General features: G+C 60.8%; 23 protein-coding genes, 1 tRNA gene and 1 pseudogene. 15 read left to right on the forward strand and 10 right to left on the reverse strand.

The annotated features are described in order from the left end of the window. Positions 1-39: 39 nt before the first annotated feature. A complete protein-coding gene (locus NKH97_RS00225) occupies positions 40-2,268 on the reverse strand; it encodes a RelA/SpoT family protein (protein WP_023812864.1) in 2,229 nt (742 codons plus the stop codon). Between the two features lie 128 nt (positions 2,269-2,396). Continuing rightward, positions 2,397-2,798: a DNA-directed RNA polymerase subunit omega gene (gene rpoZ, locus NKH97_RS00230; protein WP_023812863.1), complete on the reverse strand. Its 402-nt coding sequence runs from the start codon at positions 2,796-2,798 to the stop codon at positions 2,397-2,399. A gap of 324 nt (positions 2,799-3,122) precedes the next feature. Between rpoZ and NKH97_RS00235 the strand changes: the two genes are divergently transcribed. From NKH97_RS00235 to NKH97_RS00250, 4 genes are read left to right on the forward strand one after another with little or no spacing between them, the layout of a single operon-like run. Further along, on the forward strand, positions 3,123-3,704 hold the full coding sequence (locus tag NKH97_RS00235; RefSeq protein WP_023812862.1) for a LabA-like NYN domain-containing protein: 582 nt from the start codon (positions 3,123-3,125) through the stop codon (positions 3,702-3,704). A gap of 11 nt (positions 3,705-3,715) precedes the next feature. Next, complete coding sequence (locus NKH97_RS00240) at positions 3,716-4,372, forward strand: uracil-DNA glycosylase (RefSeq protein WP_128303033.1); 657 nt, start codon at positions 3,716-3,718, stop codon at positions 4,370-4,372. A gap of 58 nt (positions 4,373-4,430) precedes the next feature. After that, positions 4,431-4,742, forward strand: coding sequence for a type II toxin-antitoxin system RelE/ParE family toxin (locus tag NKH97_RS00245; RefSeq protein ID WP_023812860.1), 312 nt, complete (start codon positions 4,431-4,433; stop codon positions 4,740-4,742). Beyond that, a complete protein-coding gene (locus NKH97_RS00250; protein ID WP_023812859.1) occupies positions 4,733-5,038 on the forward strand; it encodes an addiction module antidote protein in 306 nt (101 codons plus the stop codon). The genes NKH97_RS00245 and NKH97_RS00250 overlap by 10 nt, the downstream gene beginning before the upstream one ends. Positions 5,039-5,093: 55 nt before the next feature. On the opposite strand, the gene NKH97_RS00255 is transcribed toward NKH97_RS00250, so the two are convergent. Genes NKH97_RS00255 through dapA form a run of 3 tightly spaced genes read right to left on the reverse strand, consistent with a single transcriptional unit; the run spans position 5,094 to position 7,203 of the window. Beyond that, a complete protein-coding gene (locus NKH97_RS00255; RefSeq protein WP_023812858.1) occupies positions 5,094-5,801 on the reverse strand; it encodes a glycoside hydrolase family 25 protein in 708 nt (235 codons plus the stop codon). Positions 5,802-5,816: 15 nt separating this feature from the next. After that, complete coding sequence (smpB, locus tag NKH97_RS00260; RefSeq protein ID WP_013532594.1) at positions 5,817-6,296, reverse strand: SsrA-binding protein SmpB; 480 nt, start codon at positions 6,294-6,296, stop codon at positions 5,817-5,819. A 25-nt stretch (positions 6,297-6,321) separates the two neighbouring features. Continuing rightward, positions 6,322-7,203 carry a 4-hydroxy-tetrahydrodipicolinate synthase gene (gene dapA, locus NKH97_RS00265; protein ID WP_352775982.1) on the reverse strand — a complete coding sequence of 294 codons (882 nt, stop codon included), beginning with the start codon at positions 7,201-7,203 and terminating at the stop codon, positions 6,322-6,324. A 245-nt stretch (positions 7,204-7,448) separates the two neighbouring features. Between dapA and NKH97_RS00270 the strand changes: the two genes are divergently transcribed. Next, a complete protein-coding gene (locus tag NKH97_RS00270) occupies positions 7,449-9,500 on the forward strand; it encodes a lytic transglycosylase domain-containing protein (RefSeq protein ID WP_352795204.1) in 2,052 nt (683 codons plus the stop codon). A gap of 276 nt (positions 9,501-9,776) precedes the next feature. Then, positions 9,777-10,676: an alpha/beta fold hydrolase gene (locus NKH97_RS00275; protein WP_352441275.1), complete on the forward strand. Its 900-nt coding sequence runs from the start codon at positions 9,777-9,779 to the stop codon at positions 10,674-10,676. Between the two features lie 59 nt (positions 10,677-10,735). Here NKH97_RS00275 and NKH97_RS00280 read toward each other — a convergent pair whose 3' ends face one another. Together NKH97_RS00280 and NKH97_RS00285 are read right to left on the reverse strand one after the other, a co-directional pair. Next, entirely contained in the window at positions 10,736-11,830 is a 1,095-nt protein-coding gene (locus NKH97_RS00280; RefSeq protein WP_352441276.1) for a tyrosine-type recombinase/integrase, read from the reverse strand. A 238-nt stretch (positions 11,831-12,068) separates the two neighbouring features. Further along, a complete protein-coding gene (locus tag NKH97_RS00285) occupies positions 12,069-13,172 on the reverse strand; it encodes a porin (protein ID WP_128363099.1) in 1,104 nt (367 codons plus the stop codon). A 448-nt stretch (positions 13,173-13,620) separates the two neighbouring features. On the opposite strand from NKH97_RS00285, the gene NKH97_RS00290 reads away from it, so the two are divergent. The 3 genes from NKH97_RS00290 to NKH97_RS00300 all read left to right on the forward strand — a co-directional run bounded on the left by NKH97_RS00290 (position 13,621) and on the right by NKH97_RS00300 (position 15,444). Next, a tRNA-Ser gene (locus tag NKH97_RS00290) sits at positions 13,621-13,711 on the forward strand. Positions 13,712-13,948: 237 nt separating this feature from the next. Then, a complete protein-coding gene (locus tag NKH97_RS33270) occupies positions 13,949-14,242 on the forward strand; it encodes a GIY-YIG nuclease family protein (RefSeq protein WP_502895159.1) in 294 nt (97 codons plus the stop codon). Between the two features lie 14 nt (positions 14,243-14,256). Further along, on the forward strand, positions 14,257-15,444 hold the full coding sequence (locus NKH97_RS00300; RefSeq protein WP_127257438.1) for a porin: 1,188 nt from the start codon (positions 14,257-14,259) through the stop codon (positions 15,442-15,444). A 132-nt stretch (positions 15,445-15,576) separates the two neighbouring features. Here the strand turns inward: NKH97_RS00300 and NKH97_RS00305 are convergent. Further along, positions 15,577-16,630, reverse strand: a pseudogene (locus NKH97_RS00305) (IS1182 family transposase); the annotation flags it as partial. A gap of 200 nt (positions 16,631-16,830) precedes the next feature. Next, entirely contained in the window at positions 16,831-18,504 is a 1,674-nt protein-coding gene (locus tag NKH97_RS00310; protein ID WP_352441277.1) for a tetratricopeptide repeat-containing sulfotransferase family protein, read from the reverse strand. A gap of 118 nt (positions 18,505-18,622) precedes the next feature. Between NKH97_RS00310 and NKH97_RS00315 the strand changes: the two genes are divergently transcribed. After that, positions 18,623-19,735, forward strand: a complete 1,113-nt coding sequence (locus NKH97_RS00315; protein WP_352795205.1) for a pyridoxal phosphate-dependent aminotransferase — start codon at positions 18,623-18,625, stop codon at positions 19,733-19,735. A gap of 36 nt (positions 19,736-19,771) precedes the next feature. Here NKH97_RS00315 and NKH97_RS00320 read toward each other — a convergent pair whose 3' ends face one another. Further along, entirely contained in the window at positions 19,772-20,764 is a 993-nt protein-coding gene (locus NKH97_RS00320; protein ID WP_352441279.1) for a bifunctional helix-turn-helix transcriptional regulator/GNAT family N-acetyltransferase, read from the reverse strand. A gap of 163 nt (positions 20,765-20,927) precedes the next feature. Here NKH97_RS00320 and NKH97_RS00325 point away from each other — a divergent pair, with 163 nt between their 5' ends. The 5 genes from NKH97_RS00325 (at position 20,928) to NKH97_RS00345 (ending at position 25,338) form a co-directional block, all read left to right on the forward strand. Beyond that, complete coding sequence (locus tag NKH97_RS00325; protein ID WP_128303021.1) at positions 20,928-21,212, forward strand: acylphosphatase; 285 nt, start codon at positions 20,928-20,930, stop codon at positions 21,210-21,212. A gap of 70 nt (positions 21,213-21,282) precedes the next feature. Beyond that, positions 21,283-21,933 (forward strand): TetR/AcrR family transcriptional regulator, encoded by a 651-nt coding sequence (locus NKH97_RS00330; RefSeq protein ID WP_128303020.1) that lies wholly within the window; start codon positions 21,283-21,285, stop codon positions 21,931-21,933. A 67-nt stretch (positions 21,934-22,000) separates the two neighbouring features. Next, positions 22,001-23,164: an isovaleryl-CoA dehydrogenase gene (locus tag NKH97_RS00335; protein ID WP_128303019.1), complete on the forward strand. Its 1,164-nt coding sequence runs from the start codon at positions 22,001-22,003 to the stop codon at positions 23,162-23,164. 2 nt (positions 23,165-23,166) lie between these two features. Then, positions 23,167-24,774 (forward strand): carboxyl transferase domain-containing protein, encoded by a 1,608-nt coding sequence (locus NKH97_RS00340; protein WP_352441280.1) that lies wholly within the window; start codon positions 23,167-23,169, stop codon positions 24,772-24,774. 195 nt (positions 24,775-24,969) lie between these two features. Further along, on the forward strand, positions 24,970-25,338 hold the full coding sequence (locus NKH97_RS00345; protein ID WP_352441363.1) for a hypothetical protein: 369 nt from the start codon (positions 24,970-24,972) through the stop codon (positions 25,336-25,338). Positions 25,339-25,524: the final 186 nt, after the last annotated feature.

Genomic DNA, 25,524 nt, shown 5'->3' on the forward strand with positions numbered 1-25,524 from the left:
TTTGATTGACCATGACTTTGTCCGAAACCGGAGCATGGTCTAGCCATTGACGCGTCTTGCGTCGCTGACGCTCGAATTGTCCTTGAGCTGCGACAGCAGCCGGTTGAGGTGCTTGAGATCCCAGACTTCGAGATCGATCAGCATTTCGGTGAAGTCGGGAGCAGTGCGCACCATCGACAGTGTATGGATGTTGGCGTCGTTCGAGGCAACCACCTGCGCTATATCGGCGAGTGACCCCGGCGCGTTGATGGCGGTGACCGATACGCGCGCCGGAAAGCGTTCCTTGGTGCGCTCGTCGATGTCCCAGCGCACGTCGATCCAGCGTTCGGGCTGATCGTCGAACGCCTGCAGCGCCGGCGACTGGATCGGATAGATGGTGATGCCGGTGCCCGGCTGGACGATGCCGACGATGCGATCGCCAGGCACCGCCCCTTCCGGCGCGAAGCGCACCGGCAGATCGCCGCGCACGCCGCGGATCGGCACGGCGCCATCGCGTGGCTGGTCCTTGTCCTTGCGCGCGGCACGACCCGGAATCTGGAACAGCATGCCGGCGGCATTGCGGATTTTCGACCAGCCCTCCTCGCGCGGCTTGGGGACGGCCGTGGTGACGCGCTCATCCTTGTAGTCGGGGAATACCGCCTTCATGACGTCGGTGGAGGCGAGCTCGCCGCGCCCGACGGAGGCCAGCACATCCTCGATGTCCTTGCGCGCCAGCCTGTGCAGCACCTGCTTCAGGCTCTCCTTGGTGAAGGTCTTGCCGGCACGCTCGAAGGCGCGCTCCAGGATGCGGATGCCGAGACCCGAATATTGCTTGCGGATGGCGTTCTTGGTGGCACGGCGGATGGCCGAGCGCGCCTTGCCGGTGACGACGACCGATTCCCAGGCCGCCGGCGGCACCTGCGCCTTGGAGCGGATGATCTCGACCTCATCGCCGTTCTTCAGTTCCGTCATCAGCGGCATGATGCGGCCGTTGACCTTGGCACCGACGCAGGTGTCACCGACATCGGTGTGCACCGCGTAGGCGAAGTCGATCGGTGTCGCGCCGCGCGGCAGCGCAATCAGCATGCCTTTCGGGGTGAAGCAGAACACCTGGTCCTGAAACAGTTCCAGCTTGGTATTTTCGAGGAAATCCTCGGGATTGTCGCCTTCGGCAAGCTGCTCGATGGTGCGCCGCAGCCAGGCGTAGGCGTTGGTTTCCTTTGAAATCGCGTGGGCGGCGCCATTCGTCTTGCCGCCTGTGTCCTTGTAGATCGAATGCGCGGCGACGCCGTATTCGGCGATCTTGTTCATCTCTCGGGTGCGGATCTGCAGCTCGACACGCTGGCGCGACGGGCCGACGATGGTGGTGTGGATCGACCGATAATCGTTCTGCTTCGGCGTCGAGATGTAGTCCTTGAAGCGGCCCGGCACCATCGACCACGCGGTGTGGATGGCGCCAAGCGCCCGGTAACAGTCCTCGACCGTGTCGACGACGACGCGGAAGCCGAAAATATCCGAGAGCTGCTCGAAGGACAGTGCCTTGGCCTCCATCTTGCGGAACACCGACCACGGCTTCTTCTGCCGGCTCTTCACGCCGGCGTTGATCGCATGCTTCTCGAACAGCGTGGACAGCGCTTTTTCGATGTCCGTCAGCACGCCCTTGTTGCGCTCGAAGATTTCGGCAAGCCGTGCGGTGACGGCGCGATAGGCCTCCGGATTGATGAAGCGGAAGGCGATCTCCTCCAGCTCCTCGCGCATGCCTTGCATGCCCATGCGGCCGGCCAGCGGCGCATAGATATCCATCGTCTCCTCGGCGATGCGCAGGCGCTTGGCCTCCGGCATGTGGTCGAGGGTGCGCATATTGTGCAAACGGTCGGCGAGCTTGACCAGCAGCACGCGGACATCTTCCGAAATCGCCAGCAGAAGCTTTCTCAGGTTTTCCGCCTGCTCGGCCTTCTTCGAGACGAGATCGAGCTTCTTCAGCTTGGTCAGGCCCTCGACCAGCTTGCCCATTTCGGGGCCGAACAGATCGTCGATCTCGGCCCGTGTGGCGGTCGTGTCCTCGATCGTGTCGTGCAGCAGGGCGACCGCGATCGTCGCCTCGTCCATATGCATCTCGGTGAGGATGGCGGCGACTTCGAGCGGGTGCGAGAAATACGGGTCGCCGGAAGCGCGCTTCTGGTGGCCATGCTTCTGCATGGCATAGACATAGGCCTTGTTGAGCAACGCCTCGTTGACGTCAGGCTTGTAGCGCTGGACGCGCTCGACAAGCTCATACTGACGCATCATGGGCGGGATCTCGCGGTGCTGAAATGATTGATGCGCCGCACTAGCGTACGGCGCATCCCATAGATAGCCACGAAACTGACTGGACGGAAGTGCCGGAAACGTATTCCAGGCAGGTCCAGAGCGCTGGCTTAGTAGTCGTCGCTCTTTTCCGGCGGCACCAGGCCCTCGATGCCGGCCAGGAGGTCTTCCTCGGTCATCCGGTCGAAGGTGACGTTCTCCTCGGTGTCATCGGCGTCGGTGGCCGCAACGGCGGCGCCGGTCTGATCGGCAATCGCCTCGCCGTCGGCTTCGGGCTCGTCGACCTCGACATGCTTCTGCAGCGAATGGATCAGATCTTCCTTGAGGTCGTCGGGCGAAAGCGTCTCATCGGCGATCTCGCGCAGCGCCACGACCGGGTTCTTGTCGTTGTCACGCGGCACGGTGATCGGCGCGCCCTGGCTGATCTGGCGGGCGCGGTGGCCGGCCAAGAGCACCAGCTCGAAGCGGTTGTCGACCTTGTCGATGCAATCTTCAACGGTTACGCGGGCCATGGATTGCCCCTTTCATGCGATGGATTTGATGGAAAACAGGCGCGGTCCATAACCCGAACGCCGCCAAAATACAAGCATCATGGCAATGGCCGGGCTGCATGGCGCCCAAACCTTGGTTCAAACACCCGATTTGGCAAAACCTGTCTGTGGTTATGTGTTCGGTGTCCCGATCACAATTGCTTGCAGTACAGCACGCACCCTTGGATTGCCGCGAAACTGGCGCTATTTCGGATGGCATGGAGGTCAGCCGGTTTATTATGAGCCTGACCGAACGCTATCGCATTTCGTTTAGACGGCCGTTTATTTCGAGAAGGAATATTTTCCATGTTCGACCCTCGTGAAAAAATCGCCCTATTCATCGACGGCGCCAATCTTTACGCGACGTCGCGTGCACTCGGCTTCGACATCGACTATCGCAAGCTCCTGTCGAGCTTTCAGAAGCGCGGCTATCTGTTGCGCGCCTATTATTACACGGCGCTGGTCGAGGATCAGGAATACTCCTCGATCCGTCCGTTGATCGACTGGCTCGACTATAATGGCTTCAAGGTGGTCACCAAGCCGGCCAAGGAGTTCACCGACTCGACCGGTCGCCGCAAGATCAAGGGCAATATGGACATCGAGCTTGCGGTCGATGCGCTGCAGCTCGCCGATGTCGTCGACCACTACGTCATCTTTTCCGGCGACGGCGACTTCCGCACGCTGGTCGAGGCGTTGCAGCGGCGTGGCCGCAAGGTGTCGATCGTCTCGACCATGGCCTCGCAGCCGCCGATGATCTCCGACGACCTGCGCCGCCAGGCCGACCATTTCATCGACCTGATGACATTGAAGAACGAGGTCGGCCGTGATCCCTCCGAGCGGTCGGTGCGGCGGCCCGAGCCGGCCGAAGTCGACGAGGACGATTACTGAGGCCAGTCGCCTTGACCGCCCTTTCCGCCTCCGAACCCGGCCGCGATTGCCCGCTCTGCCCGCGGCTGCATGACTTCATCGCCGAATGGCGGCAGCGCGAGCCGTCCTGGTTCAATGCGCCGGTGCCGACTTTTTTGCCTCCCGAAGGTGACGCGACGGTCCAACTGCTGATCGTCGGGCTGGCGCCCGGCCTTCGCGGTGCCAACCGAACGGGCCGCCCGTTCACCGGCGACTATGCCGGCGACCTGCTCTACTCGACGCTGATTTCGCACGGTTTTGCACGCGGCGAATTCAAGGCCAGACCCGACGACGGATTGGAGCTTGTCGGCACCGCGATCACCAACGCGGTGCGCTGCGTGCCGCCGGAGAACAAGCCGGTGGGCGCAGAGATTGCCACCTGTCGGACATTCCTGGTGCCGACGATCGCGCGGTTCCCCAATTTGCGCGCCGTGCTGGCACTGGGATCGATCGCGCACCAGTCGACCGTGCGGGCACTGGGTGGGCGCGTCGCCGCCTACCCGTTCAAGCATGGCGGGCAGCTGCCGGCCGGTGGCGTCACGCTGTTTTCGAGCTATCACTGCTCACGCTACAACACCAATACCGGCGTGCTGACCGAGGCAATGTTCGTCAGCGTTTTCAGCCAGATAGCGGCGTTCTTGGGCAAGTAGGCACGATAAGCAATCAGCTTCTCCCCTTGACAATAGTCAACCATGGTTTACAGTTACCATGATGCAGGTTTTCGAAACCGATACATTCAAACGCTGGCTCGAAGACCTCCGCGACGCGCAAGCAAAAGCCCGCATTGTTCGGCGCATCGACCGACTGACTGTAGGCAATCCGGGAGACGTCAAGCCCGTTGGCGAGGGCATAAGCGAAATGCGGATCGACGATGGTCCTGGCTATCGCATCTATTTCCTCCAAGCAGGCAACTTGTGCGTGCTGCTCCTTTGCGGTGGCGACAAAGGAACGCAAAGCAGAGACATCGCAGCCGCAAAAAAACTCGCCAAGGAATGGAAGGACAAGGCAATATGGCAATGAAAGTCACAGCCTTTGACGGGGCCGAATATCTCGACACTCCAGAGGCAATCGAAGCATATCTGGCAGCGACGTGCGAAGATGGCACCGCAGCGGAGATTGCTCATGCGCTTGGCGTCATTGCGCGTGCGCAGAACATGACGAGACTTGCCGAGAAAGCCGGTATGACGCGACAGGCTCTCTACAAGGCCCTGAGCGGCGAAGGGAATCCCGAATTCGCAACGATCATGAAAGTGGCCGAGGCGCTTGGTCTGAAACTGACCTTCGTGAGCGCGCAGGCAGGACGGAACGCTGCGTAACACGAATCAGCGCGCCGACATTTGGTTCTCCATCTCGCCAGCGGAATTCGTCTGATCAAGGTGCAGCGAACAGCTCGGCCAATTTCTCCGGCCCACCCTGCAGCACATTCAGGTCGACATCGCCGTTGATGCCGTCGACGCGACCCCTGTTGTGGTACTGCCAGTAGACCCAGTCGTCGCGATCCGGCTCCAGGAGCAATGAGCGGAGCCAGAGCGGACGGGCAGCAATCCGCGCTGCATACGCTTCCGCTGCGTCGTCGGTCAGATAGACCACCGCCGGCTTGCCGAACGCCGCCTCGACTGGAGCGAGGAACGCGGCCAGTTCGGCGTTCAATTGTTCGGGCGTCGGCCGCTGCGGGCAGTTGCCGCCGAATTCGATATCGACCACGGGTGGCAGCAGGGGCTGATCGTGCGGCACCACCGAGATGAAATTCTTCGCCTGGTCCGCACCCGGCCGGCAAAAGGTGAAAAAGTGATAGGCGCCGACGGCGAGACCGGCGGCCCGGGCCTCTTCCAAATTCCGTGCGAAAGCATCATCGACATGATCGCCGCCTTCGGTCGCCTTGATGACGGCAAAGGCGACATCGTCGGCGGCTACGCGCCGCCAATCAATCTGGCCCTGATGATGGGAGACGTCGATGCCCCTGACCGGATATTTATCGCGATCCGGCGAGAATGTGCGGAAGTAGAGATAGCCGCCTGCCGTGATGAGGCACACCGAGACCAGGCTCGCTAGACCGAAAAGAACAATCCGGTTCGTCAAGCGAATGGCCCCAGCCTACCCACGCTCTTTTAAGAGCCGGCCCTTCTCGCGCGACCAGTCGCGCTGCTTCTCGGATTCGCGCTTGTCGTGCAGTTTCTTGCCGCGGCCGACGGCGAGCAACAGCTTGGCGCGACCCTGGTCGTTGAAATAGATTTTCAGCGGCACCAGCGTCATGCCTTCGCGGTCGACACTCTGCGACAGTTTCGCCATCTCGCGCTTGTTGAGCAGCAGCTTGCGGCGCCGGCGCGGCTCATGGTTGAAGCGGTTGGCCTGCAGATATTCCGGCAGATAAGAGTTGATCAGCCAGATCTCGCCGCCTTCGACCGAGGCATAGCTGTCTTGGATGTTGGCTTGGCCCTGGCGCAGCGACTTGACCTCGGTGCCGGTCAGCACCAGACCGGCCTCGACCGTGTCGAGCACCTCATAGGAAAACCGCGCCTTGCGGTTTTCCGAAACGGTCTTGTTGTTGGGATCGGCTTTTCTGACTTGATTCATGATGCGGAGAGGTGGCGCCTCATCCCTAATTAATCAAGCCGGCGTGCTTCATCGCCGCATCGATCTTGTCGGCGGTCGAATGTTCGACCGTCATTAGCGGCGAACGCAGCACATTTTCGACCTTGCCCAGCTTCGACAGCGCATATTTCGCCCCGGAAACGCCAGGTTCGATAAAGATCGCCTTGTGCAGCGGCAGCAGACGATCTTGCAATTCCAGTGCCTTGGCGCTGTCGCCGGACAGCGTCGCCTCCTGAAATTCCGCGCACAGCCGCGGCGCGACATTCGAGGTCACCGAGATGCAGCCGACGCCGCCATGCGCGTTGAATCCAAGCGCCGAAGCATCCTCGCCCGAAAGCTGGATAAAATCCATGCCGCACGTGGCGCGCTGCTCGGAGACCCGTTCGACCTTGCCGGTGGCATCCTTGACGCCGACAATGTTCTTGAAGTCGTGCGCAAGCCGCCCCATCGTCTCCGGCATCATGTCGATCACCGAGCGCGGCGGGATGTTGTAGATGATGATCGGCAGCTTGGTCGCCCTGGCGACCGCCGCGAAGTGCTCGTACAGGCCGCGTTGTGTCGGCCTGTTGTAATAGGGCGTGACAACGAGTGCAGCATCCGCACCGGCCTTCTCGGCATACTGCACGAGGCCGACCGCTTCCTCGGTGTTGTTGGAGCCGGCGCCGGCGACGACCGGAACGCGGCCCTTGGCCACCTCGATACACACCTTGACGACCTGGCGGTGCTCGTCATGCGACAGCGTCGGCGACTCGCCGGTGGTGCCGACCGGCACCAGTCCAGTCGTGCCCTCGCCGAGTTGCCATTCGACGAATGCGCGAAAGGCTTTCTCGTCGAAACGCCCGCTCTTTTCGAACGGTGTCACGAGCGCAGTAAGCGAGCCTCTCAGCATATCGTCCAACTCCTTGGCACTTCTATTTTGTGTCGGTGTTTTGTTGTGCGCGCCTTCTAGCCGAAAGCGAAGCGGCGCACCATAGTCTCGACATGGTTGCACGGCAAGCATTGCCATGGTGCCAGCAAGCGCAATTCGAACGGCCTCGATAACTCTTTGTTTACGAGCTCTTCACGACCTAAGTTTAGGCTTCGAGGCATCTCCGCCTGCTTGTGGAATGCCAGGACAAGGAAGATTTAAGGATCATGCCGGGCGGTCGGCCTCACATTCTCGCGCTGCTTGGCGCCACGCTCGCGCTGATGCCGGGCATGGCGATCAGTGGTAGCGTGGACGTACGGGTCACCTCAGCCATTCCGATGCCAGGCGCGGCAATTGCGCTGCCTGACCTGCAGGGCAGGATCCCACAGCCGCCCTTGCCCGACGTCGCCCCCTTGAAAAGCGGGCTGGATGCGTTGGCGGCGGGCGATAGTCCCCGCGCTCGTGGTGTGCGCGATGGCCTTCCCGCTCAGTCGCTCGACCAGCATATCCTTGCCTGGGCGATCGCGCTTTATGGCGGCGACAAGATTCCGAGCGGCGATATCACTGCTGCGGCCAAGATGCTGCCCAATTGGCCGGGCACCGTCACCCTGCGCAAAAACAGCGAACGCGCACTCTATCGCGAGAACCCTGCCCCCGATGCCGTCATTGCGGCATTCGACGGCGGCCAGCCGCAGACATTCGAAGGCGTGATGGTTCTTGCCCGCGCCTATGTGGCGTCAGGCAATATCAAGGCGGCACGTTCGGTGCTGTCGCCCTTCTGGCGCACCGCGATCCTGGAGGCCAAGGACGAGGCGGCGCTGATCAAGGAATTCGGTAGCCTGATCCCGGCCGCCGACCACCGCTTTCGCATGGAGCGCATGTTCTATGCCGACCGTGCGAATTCCGCCCTGCGTGTCGCCGGCCTTGCCGGTGCCCAGCAGCTCGCCGATGCATGGGCGGCGGCCGACAAAGGCGACAAGAACGCGCCCAAGCTGCTGAAGGCCGTGCCGGCAATGCAACGTTCGGCCGGCTACTTCTTCGCGCAGGCCGAATATCTGCGCAAGCAGGAGGATTTTGCCGGCGCCGCGGCCATTGTGATGCAGGCGCCGACCGATCGCGAAGCTCTGGTCGATCCGGATGCCTGGTGGGTCGAGCGCCGGGTGCTGTCGCGCGAACTGGTAGACCAGGGCGACATGAAGACCGCGTACAAGATCGTCGCCACACACGCCGCCGAAAGTGCCACCAATGCGGCGGACGCCGAATTCCATGCTGGCTGGTACGCGCTGCGCGGCCTGAACGACCCAAAAACCGCGGCCAGTCATTTCGCTCGCATCGCGGACCTCGCCCAGGGGCCGATGACGCTGTCGCGCGCCTATTACTGGCTCGGCCGTGCCGCGGAAGTCGGCGGTCCGGGCAATGCCAAGGACTATTTTGCGCGCGCCGCTGCCTATGGCACGACATTCTACGGCCAGCTTGCCGCCGAACGCGTGGGGCGGCAGGCGCTGAACATCGTCTATCCCTCGCCAAGTGCAGCCGACCGGCAGAATTTTGCCGGCCGCGAGGCCGTCAGCGCCATCAAGCGGCTGCAGGAGGCGGGCTACGACCGCTATGCCGAGACGCTCTATCGCGACCTTGCCGGGCAGTTGACCAGTCCGGGAGAACTGGCGCTGCTGGCTGTCCTTGCCGAAAAGCAAGGGAACCATTTCATGGCGCTGAAAATCGGCAAGATCGCCGGGGCGCGCGGCATCGATGTCGGCGCATTGTCGCATCCGCTCGGCGTCATTCCCGATTCGGCCGACATTTCCGGCTCGGGCAAGGCGCTGGCCTATGCGATCGCCCGCCAGGAAAGCGAATTCAACATCGGCGCCGTGTCGAGCGCCGGCGCGCGCGGGCTGCTGCAGCTGATGCCGGGAACCGCAAGGCAACTGGCGAAGAAGGCCGGGCTGCAGTTTTCACAAACACGGCTGACCACTGATGCCGGCTATAACGCGACGCTTGGTTCGGCCTTCCTCGGCGAACAGCTCGACCGCTTCAACGGCTCCTACGTGCTGACCTTCGCCGGCTACAATGCCGGCCCCAACCGGGCCAGCCAGTGGGTGGCCAGGTATGGCGACCCACGCGGCAAGGACATCGACGCGGTCGTCGACTGGATCGAGCGAATTCCCTACACGGAAACCAGAAGTTACGTTCAGCGCGTGATGGAGAATTACGAGGTCTACAAGATGCGTATTTCGGGCAAATACGACATTGTCGGGGATCTGGTGAACGGGCGGGGTTGACGGCTCAAGAGGCGACTTCGTCGAAGCTGGAGATCTCCCCCTTGCGGGGGAGATGCCTGGCAAGGCAGAGGGGGGGGTGCTGTCCCTCGGCCTATCAGTTCAATGGCTCATTCCCAGTAATGGGCCAAGGTTGGCAATCCTTCACACCCCCCTCTGGCCTGCCGGCCATCTCCCCCGCAAGGGGGGAGATCGGCAGCTTCAGCGCCCCGCCCTCTATTTGACCATCCCCGCGCTCGCCTGTAGCAGTCGGCTGAGGCATGGCGGGAGAGAATCCAGATGTCGAGCACCAAAGGCTTTTCCGACTTCTTCTTCAGCGCACCCGATGGGCTACGCCTTCATGCGCGCATCTATGGTGAGGCCAATACCGGATCCTGGCCGGTTGTCTGCCTGCCTGGCCTGACCCGCAATGCCAGGGATTTTCACGAGCTGGCGCTCTATCTGTCGACGGATGCGGCAACTCCGCGAAAGGTCGTCGCCTTCGACTACCGTGGGCGCGGGCAGTCAACCTATGATCCCGACGTCAAAAATTACAATGTCGGCGTGGAGGCCGGCGACCTCCTGGCCGGGCTGACGGCGCTGAACATCGGAGAAGCGGCCTTCATCGGCACCTCGCGCGGCGGGCTGATCATCCATGTGCTCGGGATGATGCGGCCATCCGTCCTGAAAGCCATTGTTTTCAACGACATCGGACCGGTGATCGAGACGGCCGGGCTTGCCCATATCCAGTCTTATCTCGAGCGCGACCCGGGACCGAAAACCCGCACGCAGGCGGCGGCCGCCCAGCGCAGCGTGCATGGCGAAGACTTCCCCGCCCTTGCCGGCGCCGATTGGGATCGCATGGTCTGGGCTCTCTACCGCGAAACGGATGGTGGGCTGGTGCCGGATTTCGATCCGAAGTTGGTGGATACCGTGGCGAGCCTCGATCTGACGCAGAAGCTGCCTGATCTATGGCCTCAATTCGAGGCGTTGGCCGCCATCCCGTTGCTCGCCATACGTGGTGCCAATTCGAGATTGCTGTCCATGGACACGCTCAACCAGATGAGAGAGCGACATTCCATGATGGAGACGATCACTGTCGAGGGCCAGGGCCATGCGCCATTCCTGGAGACCGGCAGCCTGCCGGGCGACATAGCCGCTTTTCTCGACCAAGCCGAACGCAGGAATATCTCGAAGTAAATCCCATGACCAAACAAGGTCACGGGATAGCTACAATAGTATAGACAGGATTCTTCAGCCTACTTGGCTTTTGAATTTTTCCGAGCCGCTTTCGGCGACTCTTTTGCGGCGGCGGCTGCCTCATCCCTCTTTTTTCGCCCTGCCGTCGGCGACGAAGGCGTCGTCACGGGCGAAGAAAACATGGAGCCTTCAGCGCGATTGCCGCCCGGCTGAGTCGATCGAGGCGTTTCCAGCACGATGACACAGCCATCGAGATCGTTGGTGGCCAGATGCGCGTAGCGCATGGTCATCGACAACGTCTGATGGCCGAGCCACATCTGCACGCGCCGGATGTCGATGCCGCCCTGGACAAGACGCGAGGCGCAGGTATGGCGCAGTATGTGCGGCACCACCTGATCGTCGGCGCCGAGACCGACTTCGGCCTTCGCGTCGTTCCAGATGGCACGAAACTGTGCCTGGCTGAGCTTGGTGAACGGTCCTTTGGGCCGGCGACCCTCAGTGGGAGGCAGCTTGATGACCTCCTTGACCCGCTCGGTCATCGGGATGGTGCGGCTGCGGCCGGATTTGGTGATCCAGAAACTGACGCGATGCTCCTGGATATCGTTCCAGATCAGCCCAAGCGCCTCGCCGAGACGGCATCCGGTGTCGACCAGGAAGACGGAAAGCCTGTAGGCATCCTCGCTGCGGCTCTTGATGGCGGCGAACAGCCGCGCCTCTTCGTCCCTTTCGAGGAAGCGAATCCGACCCGCCCGCTCCTTCTGGCGGCGGAACTCGGGCAGGCTGTGGATATCCCCCATCTTGTGAGCCTTGCGCAGCAGTTTGCTGAGGGCAGCCATCTTTCGATTGATGGTTGCGTTGCTGTTGCCGCGCTGGCGCAAGGTGCCGATAAGGTTGTCCAGGGTACTTTGGTCAAAGGCGCTGAAACGCTCCCCAAGGAGGATCTCGTCTATTTCGCCGATGAACGAGCTGACATTATACTTATGCCGCCCATCATCCCATAATATGTCCCGATATGCTGAAAAAAGATCTCCGACCCGATGCGACTTTACTTCTCTAATCTTGTTGTAGGTATATCGAATCTTCGGACTTTGAGAAGAAAACATCGAAAAATGATCAGAGGACTCACCCTCTTGAATCGCTTCGTTCGTCATCATTTGCCACACCCCCGAGTGGGATAGGTCAGCCCTACCCGCTTGGAAGCGTCCTTTCAAGAGATTTTAATCACGCAGTTGTGATTTCATCCGCCCATCAGCAGATCCCACGAAATCACCCCACGGATTCATTCAGCTACCGTTACCCCCATCCTTCCGTTTGCCTTGATCCAGTCGCGAAAACAAAAACAGCCCGGGCGTTGTGCGCCCGGGCTGGATTTCACCTGTAAGGAACCAGCCCTTAGAACGAGCGCTGGAAGCGGAGGATACCGCCGATGTTGTTTTCTTTGTCGGCGCCAGTCCAGTTGGAGACGGTGTCATCACCAACATGGAGGTAGTCGACTTCCGCCGTGATCGTCAGACCCGGGACGATATCGTAGGCAATGTTAGCCGCGGCGCCGAAGTTCTTGCCATCGTCATAAGACAGCTGAGCATTGAACGAGGTCTTCTCGTTGAACTTGTAGGTGCCACCGCCCCATACGGCCCAGCTACCGCTCCACAGCTTGTACATGGAGCGACCACCGCCGAAGTCGTTGATATTATCATCAGTGCCGTAGCCACCCATGATAAACAGCGAAAGTTCATTCGTGGCGTTCACATCCAAACGAACCTTTCCAGAAACTTCTTCGTAATTGCTGTCATAAGCAATGACGCCGCTGATGCCACCCCAACCCTGCGTCCACTTCACGCCGCCAACGACATGAGGGACGTAGCTGTCGATCGTGTAGTCGCCATAGCCTTCTTCGAGCGAGACCACAGCCGAGAAGCCGTTCCCAGCGTCGAAGTAGTACTGAATCACGTTCGTGTCGAAGCCACCATAAGGAACGAGCGTATCCTGGATGACGTTGCCAGCATAACCGGTAAACGTATCGAACGCCGATTCGTCCTTACCGACGCGCAGGCCACCGAGCTGGATCCAGGCGAAATTAAGCGAAATGCCCTTATTGAAGGCTTCGTCGCTAAAATTCGTGTTGCCGAAATTGATACGGGTCTCGGTGTAGGTCTTCAAGGTGCCGAGTTCGGTCTCCTGGCCGGTCCAGGTCTTCAGCGCGAAGCGTGCATTTTTTCTCCAGGTATCCTGGACGTCACCATCCATCCGGTCGATAGCACGAGCACCATTAAACGAACCAATGTCACCAGCGCCGATGTCATAACGGACATAGCCGCCGATGCGCAGGCAGGTTTCGGTGCCGGGGATGTAGAAGTAGCCAGCGCCGTAGACGTCGCAAATCTTGACGTATTCAGCGGGTTCCGGCTCGGCGACGACGACGGCGTCGGCGGCGCGCGCACCGGAAACTGCGATCAGGGCCGCAGCGGAGCCGAGGAGAAGGCTCTTGATGTTCATTTTCTGACCTCCAGTCAAAAGTTAAAAAACGGGTCTGGGTATTCTTTGCTGAAGGACAGCGTTCCCTGCCCCATCCCCACTACCGAAAAAGATGCGCACCGCGCCGCTCCTTCAAAATCGACATTACTCATGAGACGGCGGCGTTCAACCACGATCGTACCGGTGAAAGGGCTGCCTGGCTGCTATCCCCCGGCGTTGTTGCACAAATGACACGATTTGGCCTCACTCAGAAAGCTCTCGTTAACCATCAGGCCACCGCAACCCCTTGCTCGTCGCCGAATCCGGCGATGGACCGACGGAATCATGGCGAGTTCCCGAGTCGCTGGCCAGAAACAACCGCAGAACCGCCACATCTATGGAAGGTCGCGGTTCGGCGCCTTCTTATTTTGCATATAATGATGCGGGCTTGTTGATTGTGCCGGCGCTTTTCTTTATCCAGCGGCCCAACGGAGAGGTGGCCGAGTGGTCGAAGGCGCTCCCCTGCTAAGGGAGTAGAGGTCAAAAGCTTCTCGTGGGTTCGAATCCCATCCTCTCCGCCATCCTGCTTCGCGCTGCGCGCTTCGCAGGACAAGTCCCGACCTCCCCGCGCGAAACAGGATGCCCTCCGAAGCCGTAGCGAAGGAGGGCTCAAGCGCCTGAATTTCTTGCAAAAACAGGGTTGGCAGCTGCCCTTCGGCCAAGCCGGATACCTTCTCGCATTGGCAAAGGAGGGGCCGGCTCATGTGGTACGTTTATCTTCTGGAGAGCGAGGTTGCGGAAGGTGGCGTTATGTCGGCATGACGTCGGACCTAAAACGACGGCTTGCCGAGCACAATTCGGGAAAATCCAGCCATACGTCCAAGTTCCTGCCATGGCGGATCGTCACCTATATGGCCTTCTCGAATCAGGCCAAGGCAGCTTCATTCGAACGTTATCTCAAATCCGGGTCAGGCACGCTTTCGCCAGTAAACGCTTTGGTGACGACCGCAGGCCTACCGAAAAATGCTACGGTTTTCCAAAAAGAGATAGCGATAACAGCTCGTTACTCCGATGAAGCGGACGGCGGCTCCCGTAATTTCATTCGATTCTGACTGGAGGTCAGAAAATGAACATCAAGAGCCTTCTCCTCGGCTCCGCTGCGGCCCTGATCGCAGTTTCCGGTGCGCGCGCCGCCGACGCCGTCGTCGTCGCCGAGCCGGAACCCGCTGAATACGTCAAGATTTGCGACGTCTACGGCGCTGGCTACTTCTACATCCCCGGCACCGAAACCTGCCTGCGCATCGGCGGCTATGTCCGTTATGACATCGGTGCTGGCGACGTCGGCTCGTTCGATGGTGCTCGCAGCAACGACGTGCAGGACGGCAAGAACCAGGGAGCCTGGTACAAGAACACCCGCTTCACGCTCAAAACCTGGACCGGCCAGGAGACCGAGCTCGGCACCTTGAAGACCTACACCGAGACCCGCTTCAATTTCGGCAACAGCAACGGTGATCCCGACTTCGGCCCGAACGATGCGCACAACAAGGACGTATCGCTGAACTTCGCCTGGATCCAACTTGGCGGTCTGCGCGTCGGTAAAGACGAATCGGCCTTCGATACGTTCATCGGCTACGCCGGCAATGTCATCCAGGATACGCTGGTTCCCTACGGCGACTTCGACACCAACGTCGTCCAGTACTATTTCGACGCAGGCAATGGTTTCTCGGCCGTGCTCTCGCTCGAAGAAGGCTCGGGCGCTGGATCCGTCGACGATCTTGGCAACGGCAAGTATGGCGTTGGCACGATCGACAGCTATGTTCCGCATGTTGTCGGCGGCGTGAAGTGGACCCAGGGCTGGGGCGCGATCACTGGTGTTGTTGCGTATGACAGCAACTACGAAGAAGTCGCCGGCAAAGTTCGCTTGGATGTGAACGTTTCCAACGAGTTGTCGTTGTTCATCATGGGTGGCTATGGCACCGACGACAACCTCAACGACCCGACCTATGATCAGCCCGCGGGCGGTCGCGGCTTCTACAAGCAGTGGGGCGGCAACTGGGCAGTGTGGGGCGGTGGCACCTACAAGTTCAACGAGAAGACCTCATTCAACCTTCAGGCGTCTGCTGATGACTGGAAGAACGTCGGCGTTGCAGCGAACGTCGCCTATGACATCGTTCCCGGCTTCACCGTCACGGCCGAAGTTGACTATCTTCATGCCGGCAAGTTCGATGAGGGCAGCACGGACAACGTCGCCTGGACTCCGGCCGACAAGAAGAACAGCGTCGGCGGCCTCCTTCGCTTCCAGCGCTCGTTCTAATAAGTTGCGACTTGTCGAATCGAAAACCCGGCGGGCAACCGCCGGGTTTCAGACTGCTGACAAACCCCGTCGATTTTCGGCGGGGTTTTTTGTTATGTGATTGAAGTGTCTTGGACTGTTTGTGTCAGGAGATGGGCAGCCGCGGCAGATGGCGGGGTCGCTCTTGTAGCGGCGGTAGCCATTGCGGTCGGTGGTGGCGTAGGCCAGCACCTGGCCCTGTGGGCCATCAGCCGCCGGCTCATGGGTGAAGGCCGACGGTGCCATCATGCCGGGCTTGGGCGGTCTCGGTCGGCGATAGCCGGTGACACCGCACATGGCTCGATCCTCCAGTCCTTTGGCGATGCCGGCCGTGGCATAGCCGGCGTCCAACCCGACGGCGCCGACATCAAAGCCGAAGCCCTCCACCTGCCGATCGAGCCTCGACAGGTAGACGGTCGAATCATGGACGATCGCTGTCGCGTGTGTGTCGGTGATGATGGCATGCGCCGCATCCACCGTGCGGTGATCGAGATAGAAAAAGCCTTTCGGCTTGCCCTCGCGCACCATGTAGCCGCTGTCGGGATCGATGCGCGAGACCTTGGTCTCTTTCTCCACCGGCTGGCGTTGCTTCTCCTTCAGCCGTTTCTGGCTATGGACGGCGCGCTCTTCATCGATCGCCGCGTCCAGCGCCTCCCAGTAATGGGCCCGCGACTTGGCCACGAACGCCAGATCGAAGCGGGTCTTGTTGGCGTTGGCCTTCAGATGGGTGGAGGCGGTGTAAAGCACCGTGCCATCGACAAGGCCCGCCCGGATCGCCTGCTCGACGATGCGGTCGAAGATCGCCTGCGACACGCTGGTGTCGTCGTAACGCCGCCGCCGGTTCTGTGACAACGTCGAGGCGTCGAACACCTTGTCCGTCAGCTTCAGCCGCAGGAACCAGCGATAGGCGACATGACCTCGATCTCGCGCACCAGCTGCCGTTCCGAGCGAACTCCAAACAGATAGCCGATGAACAGCGCCTCGAACATCAACGTCGGATCGAGTGGCGGGCGGCCATTGTAGGGGCAATACAGTGGCGCGGTCAGTTCGTGGATGAAGGAGAAATCAATCACACGGTCGATCTTGCGCAACGGTGATCAGCCGGAACCAACTGATCCAGCGTCACCATCTCGAGTGCGGTCTGTTCAGGGGCGGGTCGCTTCAACATAACCCAGTGAATCAAAAACCCCTAGCAAATGCTAGGGGTTTGTCAGCAGTCTGCAACCCGGCGGGCAACCGCCGGGTTTTTTTCAGGACATTGTGCGACTATTGGATGCGGTGCTGCAACCCGCTGTCTTAATTGATTGATTCGGTATTAACAGCGAAAGTCGCGGGCGCATTGCATGCACCCGCACAGCTCGGATTGGATTATTTGTCCGCTAGATCGCCCAACGCATCAATCAGCGTCTGAATCTCATTTTCATAATTCTTCCAGCGCTTGACCGACGATTTGTAGATCGGTTGGCGAACCTGCCAGCGGCTGGGCGTATTGACCGAACCATCCCTGTCGAAAAAACGCAGGCAGGCGTCATCCCAGGGCAGCCCAAGGTAATCTATGAGGCGGCGTGACTGCGCCTCCTGATCCTCGACCAGCGTTTCGTAGCGATTTTCGAAGATAAGGCCTGGAAAAACCTCGTTCCAATGGCGCATCAGTCGGTCATACTCGCGGTAGTACAGACCTAGTATCCGCAAATCAGTATTGTAGCTGTGTCCTTTGTTGAAGCTCTGGACAAAGCAAGAGACGCAATTGTCGATGGCATCACGGCGACAATGAATGATGCGCGCGTTGGGAAAGAGAAGGCCGATAAGGCCGATCATTTCAAAATTGTGCGGCATCTTGTCCACCACGCGAAGCGCGGCAGGCGCCCACTCCCTAAGGTAGGACAGATGCTCTTCCGCCAACTTTCTGGACAGATCTTGCGTGACCGACATGACCGGCCGGCTCAAATCGCCGGCCGATGAGGTTTTAAGGCCGATTGCATTGGCGACCCGCCTTAATTTGTTAAGCTCGCCTGCCCCTTGAACATCGGGATGGCTGGCGCAGATCTGTTCCGTGAGCGTTGTGCCCGACCGCGGCATACCGACCACGAACACAGGCACTTCGGAAGGATTTCCATAGCCGGCCCTGGCCGCCAGAAAGTCCGGCGTGAAGGTTTCAATCAGGGAGTCGATCCAGCGGCGATACAGATTGATGTCGAAGGTGTAGCCGGAGGCCCGTTTCCCCCTATTGAAATGGTCGAATGCCTCACTGTAGCGCTTGAGGTCGTTCAGTACCTTGCCGGCAGCGTGATGGAGCTTGTAAGCACCGTCCGGATCAAGCTTGGGATTGCCGAGTTCACGCAGGATGGATTGGAGTTCCTCCGGCTCTTCGGTGAATTTTTTCGTCTGTACGAGGTCGTGGTAGGCAGCCGGCACGTCGATGCGACGTCCGATTGCTTCTTTCAGAAAGGCGGCGGCCTCATCCATGCGCCCCAGGCCGCTGAGCGCGCTGGCCAGCCCCGCCCGCACTTTGGGATGATCGCGGTTGATCTTGAGCGCTTTCTCGTAAAGCGGCAAAGCCATGTCGGGTTTGTCAAACTTGGTGTAGGCGCGCCCCAGTGCACAAAGCACTTCGATAAGTCTGGGCTGCAGTTCCAAAGCATACAGCATATGCTTGATGGCTGGCGAATATTCGCTGACCTTCACATAGGCCTCGCCGAGGCTGAGGTGGTAGTAAGGGTTTTTAGGTTCCTCGCCGACCGCCCGCGCGAAATATCGCAAGGCCATCTCGTCATCGTAACGCTGGTACAGGGTCCCCAGGATGTACAGAGCGAGCGGATGGTTTGGCGTGCGCGCCAGCACCCGAAGGCACAGGTCCTGAGCCTCGTCGAGCCGCTGGGCCTGCTGAAGGGCATAGGCCTGGTTCAGCAGCGCTTCGTCGGCCTGCGCTCGCGATTGAGCGTTTCCTTGGCTCACTGTCGGCTTGAGTATCGGCCCCTTCGCTTTCGGCGTGGGCCCGGGCTTGATGTGCTTTGACCAAGCAGGCGGGAGACGGTTGTTCATGATATCTCGCTAGCAAAAAGAGCCGGATGAATCCAGCGTTACGGATCTGCCCAGCGGCAACTTGCACCGACCCATCCGGCGCGCTAGCAAGAAGGCCCTTTTCAAACGAGCTTCCACCATGCCCCAGCGCCCTCCCCTCATGCCGCTCATCGCAGCGCTTCCCTCGACGGTGCCGTTTGTCGGCCCCGAAGCGCAGGAGCGCGAGCGTGGCCGCGCTTTCCGCGCCCGCATCGGCGCCAATGAGAGCAGCTTTGGTCCCTCGCCGCGCGTCACCGCCCGGATGGCCGAGATCGCCGGCGACATGTGGATGTATTGCGATCCCGACAATCACGATCTGAAGCTGGCGGTTGCCGCCCATCACGGCCTAGAAGCCGAGAACGTCGTTGTCGGCGAGGGCATAGATGGCCTGCTCAGCCTTGTGGCACGCATGTACGTCGCGCCCGGCGATGCTGTGGTCACCTCGCTCGGCGCTTACCCGACCTTCAACTTCCACATTGCCGGTGTCGGCGGGCGGCTGGTGACAGTTCCTTACGAGAACGACCGGGAAAGCCTGGATGGCCTGCTGGCGGCGGTGCGCAAGGACAAGGCCCCGCTGGTCTATCTCTCCAACCCGGACAATCCAATGGGCAGTTGGTGGGAGGGGAGCGAGATCATCCGCTTCATCGAGGCGCTGCCGCAAACCACCATGCTTGTGCTCGACGAGGCCTATGGCGAACTCGGGCCGGCCTCGGCGCTGCCGCCGATCGATATCTCCAGGCCAAACGTCATCCGCATGCGCACCTTCTCGAAGGCTTACGGGCTGGCGGGCATACGCTGCGGCTATGCGATCGCCGAGGCCCAGGTGATCCACGACTTCGAGAAGATCCGCAACCATTATGGCGTCAGCCGCATGGCGCAGATCGCCGGCGTCGAGGCGCTCGCCGACCAGGACTATCTCAGAAGCGTGGTGGCGCGGGTCGCGGCCGGCCGCCGACGCATCGCCGGCATTGCCGAAGCGAACGGGTTGAAGCCACTGGCGTCGGCGACCAATTTCGTCACCATCGATTGCTGCGGCGATGGCGCCTTCGCGCTGAAAGTTCTGCAAGGCCTGCTGTCGCGCGACGTGTTCATCCGCAAACCGATGGTGCCACGGCTCGACCGCTGTATCCGCGTCAGCGTCGGTCTCGATCACGAACTCGATATTCTTGCCGAGGAGTTGCCTGGCGCGCTGGCAACGGCGCGGGGGAACTAGAATCGCGTCTGCAAGCAAACCGGCAGCAAAAGCTGCCTACAAATCCATTTCCCAGGTCTGGCCGGTCAGATCCTTGCCGAAGCTGTGGTGGTGCTCCTGCGAGACCAGCCTGAAGCCGGCACGTTCGTAGATCGCGCGCGCCGCAACGAGGATATCGTTGGTCCACAGCACCAGCTTGGCGTAGCCGCAAGCCCGGGCCTGGTTCACGCATTCCGCGACCAGTCGTTTGCCGATGCCGAGGCCGCGCGCCGGCGACTCGACATGCAGCATTCTCAGCTTGGCCACTTCGTCGTCCTGATGAACCAGGAACACCGCGCCGACCGGCTCACCACCGCGCTCGGCGATCCAGCAGAAATCGCGGCCGGGCACGAAATTGCGAATGAAATCGGCGCCGATCTCGGCGAGCATGGCCTCGAACTCGATCGTCCAGCCATATTCCTCGGCATAGAGTTGGGCCTGGCGCTGCACGACCCAGCCGACATCGCCGACGCGATGCGGCCGCAACGTCACCTCGCTGCTGTCACGGGTGGGATCGCCCAGCAATTCCCCCGCCTTGCGCAAGGCGCTGCGCAGTTCATGCAACCTGTCGTCGGGGACGCTTTCGATCAGCCGCGCCGTGTCCCGATCGGCCGCCGCTTGCAGTCTGGCAAGCGCTGCCTCGCCTCGTGAGGTCAGCGAGAGGACCCTTCGGCGCCGGTCAGCCGGGTCCGTTCTGGCCTCGGTCAGCCCCTGGCCCGCGAACTTGCGCAGGATCCGCGTCAGATAGGCGGCATCGACACGCAACTGTCTTGATATTTCAGAGGCCGCCGGGCCATTCTCCAGCCGAAAAGCCCCAGCCAGGAAACCTCGCTCGCCCGCGATTTCGGCGGAAGCCGGGTTGCTGCGGTGACCCAATTCGAACAGCACGCGCGCCTCGGTCAAAGTGAATGCACTTTGTGTCAGCGTCTCGTCGAGAAGGCCGACGGTGCGCGTGTAGAAGCGATTGAAGCGCCTGACATCGGCCACCAATGCGTTGCGTTCGTCCAACATCCAGCCAACTCCCAATAGGGCAGCTCCATTTTTCAAAATTAATGGACTGAGTCAATGAAATTTCAAAGCCAGAGGGCCCAGCTATTGCGTCGTGCGCGCAACTCTCATGTTGCATTCCCTGAGCCATGCACCAGATTTTAACGAGACAGGCTTGGAGAGATTCATGACTGGTCATCGCAGGAAAGTGCAGGCGCGCATCTACGGCAATGTGCAAGGCGTCGGCTTCAGAGCATGGGCCCGGGATGAGGCCACAGGCCTTGGTCTTGCGGGCTGGGTTTGCAATGAAGCGGATGGGGCCGTAACGACGCAAATTGCAGGCCTTGATGAAGCGGTCTCGACAATGATCAAGCGCCTCTGGGAAGGGCCGGCCGGAGCTTCTGTTTCCAAGGTCGACATCGAGGAGTTGGTGGCAGAAAACGCCTCTGTTGGGTTCAGGATCGTTGCATGAAGGTGAGTTTGGATTGGCGTCTTGAATTAATTGAACGTTCGTTTTATTATTGCTTCGCAGAGGAGCTGACATGGCACGCACCGCTGGGTCCGATGGCGAAAAGACAGAAGCGACCATCCGTGAGGCGGCGGTCAACCTCATCGCGCGCCTTGGCTACGAAGCGATGTCGATGCGCCAGTTGGCCGCCGAGGTCGGCGTCCAGGCAGCCGCGCTCTACCGCTACTTTCCAACCAAGGAAGAGCTTCTGTTCACGCTGATGCGCGAGCACATGGAAGGTCTGGCCACAGCATGGGAAGCAGCCCGGCCGGCGGATGGAGATCCGGCGCAACTGCTCTCCGCCTATGTGCGCAATCACATCGCCTTTCATATCGAGCGACGGCACGCCACGCATGTGTCGAACATGGAATTGCGCAGTCTGTCGCCCGAACGGCTGACACAGATACTGCGTATGCGCACGGCTTACGAGAAGGAGTTGCGCGCCATCCTGCGCGACGGCGACGAGACGGGCGCTTTCAGCATCGACGACACCGGGCTGACGGCCATGGCGCTGATCCAGATGATGACCGGCGTCATCGTCTGGTTTCGGCCGGGCGAACGGCTGTCCATCGCGGAAGTGACCACGACATATCTTTCAATGACAATGCGGCTCGTCGGCGCGAAGATCGACGCCTACAGCGCCGCGCGTCCCTTCGGACGCGCAAAGGACGCTGCAGCATTTTGATTTCGCGCATGATCCCTTTCCGAAAATCAAAGTCGATTTTTCGGGGTCATGCGCAGGGAGGAGAAAAATGTACACCAACACGCTCAGCTTCGGGCATGACGAGGAGATCGAGGCGCTGCGCGACATGGTGCGGCGCTTCGCCCAGGATCGCATTGCGCCGATCGCCGCCGACATCGATCGCTCGAACGAATTCCCGGCGCATCTGTGGGGCGAACTCGGCGCGCTCGGCCTGCTTGGGATCACCGCCAACCCCGATTTCGGCGGCAGCGGCATGGGTTATCTCGCGCATGTGATCGCCGTCGAGGAAATCTCGCGCGCTTCGGCCTCGGTCGGCCTCTCCTACGGCGCCCACTCCAATCTCTGCGTCAACCAGATCAACCGCTGGGCGACGACGGCGCAGAAGGAAAAATTCCTGCCGCCACTGTGCTCGGGCGAGCGTGTCGGCGCGCTGGCGATGTCGGAATCCGGCGCCGGCTCGGACGTCGTCTCGCTCAAGCTGCGCGCCGAAAAGCGCAACGACCGCTACGTGCTCAACGGCACCAAGATGTGGATCACCAACGGGCCTGACGCCGAGACCCTGGTCGTCTACGCCAAGACCGACCCGGACCTGAAATCGCGCGGCATCACCGCTTTCATCGTCGAGAAGGCTTTTGCCGGGTTTTCCGTGGCGCAAAAGCTCGACAAGCTCGGCATGCGCGGCTCCAACACCGGCGAACTGGTGTTCAGGGATGTCGAGGTGCCCTTCGACAATGTGCTGCATGAGGAAGGGCGCGGCGTCGAGGTGCTGATGTCTGGCCTCGATTATGAGCGCACGGTGCTCGCCGGCGGCCCGATCGGCCTTATGGCGGCGTGCCTCGACGTGGCGGTCCCCTATGTGCACGAGCGCAAGCAGTTCGGCCAGGCGATCGGCGAGTTCCAGCTGGTGCAAGGCAAGTTGGCCGACATGTACACGACGATGAACGCCGCGCGCGCCTATGTCTATGCCGTCGCCGCAGCCTGCGACCGCGGCCAGACGACACGCAAGGACGCCGCCGGCTGCGTGCTGTTTGCCGCCGAGAAGGCGACGCTGATGGCGCTCGACGCCATCCAGCTGCTTGGCGGCAATGGCTACATCAACGACTATCCGACCGGCCGCCTGCTTCGCGACGCCAAGCTCTATGAGATCGGCGCCGGCACCAGCGAAATCCGCCGCTGGCTGATCGGCCGCGAGATCATGGCGGAGGGGGTGTAGGTATGGCCACATTGCAAACCCAGATCTCCCCTTCCTCCGAAGCATTCCGCGCCAATGCCGAGCGCATGCGGGCGCTGGTCGCCGACATTGCGGAGAAGGCGGGCACCGTCGAGCGCGGGGGCTCGGATGAGGCGCGCGAGCGGCATGTTTCGCGCGGCAAGCTGTTGCCGCGGGAGCGCCTGGCCCAGTTGCTCGACACCGGCTCGCCCTTCCTCGAGATCGGCCAGTTCGCGGCATGGTCGATGTATGGCGAGGAGATCTCTTCGGCCGGAATGATCGCCGGCATCGGCCGCGTCGAAGGCACCGAGGTCATGGTCGTCGTCAACGACGCCACGGTGAAGGGCGGCACCTACTATCCGCTGACGGTGAAGAAGCATCTGCGCGCGCAGGAGATCGCGCTGCAGAACAATTTGCCTTGCATCTACCTCGTCGACAGCGGCGGCGCCAACCTGCCCAATCAGGACGAGGTGTTTCCCGACCGGGAGCATTTCGGCCGCATCTTCTACAACCAGGCCAATATGTCGGCATCAGGCATTCCGCAGATCGCCTGCGTCATGGGTTCCTGCACGGCGGGCGGCGCCTATGTGCCGGCGATGTCGGACGAAACGATCATGGTGCGCAACCAGGCAACCATCTTCCTCGGCGGTCCGCCGCTGGTGAAAGCGGCAACCGGAGAGGATGTCAGTGCCGAGGATCTTGGCGGCGCCGATGTGCACACCAGGCTCTCCGGTGTTGCCGACCACTATGCGCTGGACGACGACCATGCGCTCGCCATCTGTCGCCGCATCGTCAAAAACCTGAATCGGAACAAGACTGTAAGCCTAAACTTACAGAGATCGATTCCGCCGCTTCATCCGGCGGATGAACTCTACGGCATCGTGCCGACCGACCTGCGCCAGCCCTATGACGCACGCGAGGTGATTGCGCGCATCGTCGACGGTTCCGAATTCGACGAGTTCAAGCAGAATTACGGCACCACGCTGATCACCGGCTTTGCCCATCTCCATGGCATGCCGGTCGGCATCATCGCCAACAACGGCGTGCTGTTTTCCGAAAGTGCTGTGAAGGGCGCGCACTTCATCGAACTGTGCTGCCAGCGCAAGATCCCATTGGTCTTCCTGCAAAACATCACCGGCTTCATGGTCGGTCGAAAATATGAAGCAGGCGGCATCGCCAAGGACGGCGCCAAGCTGGTGATGGCGGTCGCCACCGCCCGCGTGCCGAAAGTGACCGTCATCATCGGCGGTTCGTTCGGCGCCGGCAATTATGGCATGTGCGGCCGCGCCTATTCGCCGCGCTTCCTGTGGATGTGGCCGAACGCCCGCATCTCGGTGATGGGCGGCGAGCAAGCAGCAACGGTGCTTGCCATGGTCAAGCGCGAAGGCATCGAGCGCAAGGGCGGGGAATGGAGCGCCGAGGAAGAGGCGAAATTCAAGAAGCCGATCCTGATGAAATACGAGCATGAGGGCCATCCGCTCTATTCGTCCGCACGCCTCTGGGACGACGGCATCATCGACCCTGCGAAGACCCGCGACGTGCTGGCGCTCAGCCTGTCCGCCGCGCTCAACGCCGAAATCGAGGACACGCGCTTCGGCGTGTTTCGGATGTGAGAATGGACGGTCAACTTCGACGGACAAACGGCGGAACTATACCGGCAGGCCGTTGCTGCCGTGCGAAAAGGCTGAACTGTATGGACCAACCGATTCATCAGCATAGGCGGCTTCGAATCTCAAACAGTGAACTGGCGGCGAGGCAAAATATTCGATACTGCTTATCCAGTATGGGGCGATGGGGACGGGCTGGAAATGAAACTGAAATATTGCCAGGGAACGGCTGCTTCGATACTTTCAGTATTTCTAATATTAACCGCGACCGGCATCGGCTCGGCGGAATCGCTCGCGGGACGCAAGGGAGACGTGCGTTTTCCGCCGACCTTGGGTTCGGGCGAATGCAACGTTGCCTACAAGGGCTACGTCGCGGCGAGCGGCCATTCGGCTTACGCCACAACCTTTTATTCGCGTGTCGTCGACCTCTACATTGTCTGCGGGACGAAGCTCGACGCGCCGTCCCAGAAGGCGGCGGAAGAGACGGCGCTGCGCAATTGCCAGGCCGGCTTGACACGGTGGAAGCTCAAGACCGCGAGTGGCGGCTGCGCAATTTCGTCATCGAAATAGATACTACCGACCGCAAGGTAGAGCACTCCCTTGGTAAGGGAGAGGTCTACGCCGAGGGCTGGAATGGCTCGCTGGACAGTACCCCCCTCTGTCCTGCCGGACGTCTCCCCCGCATTGGGGGAGATCGACTGTCGCTATCGCTTTCGCCAAATTCCAACATTGAAAGTTCGCAGCGAGGGCAAAGCT

The organism is Mesorhizobium sp. M0870 (genome assembly GCF_040319775.1).
Classification (GTDB): Bacteria; Pseudomonadota; Alphaproteobacteria; order Rhizobiales; family Rhizobiaceae; genus Mesorhizobium.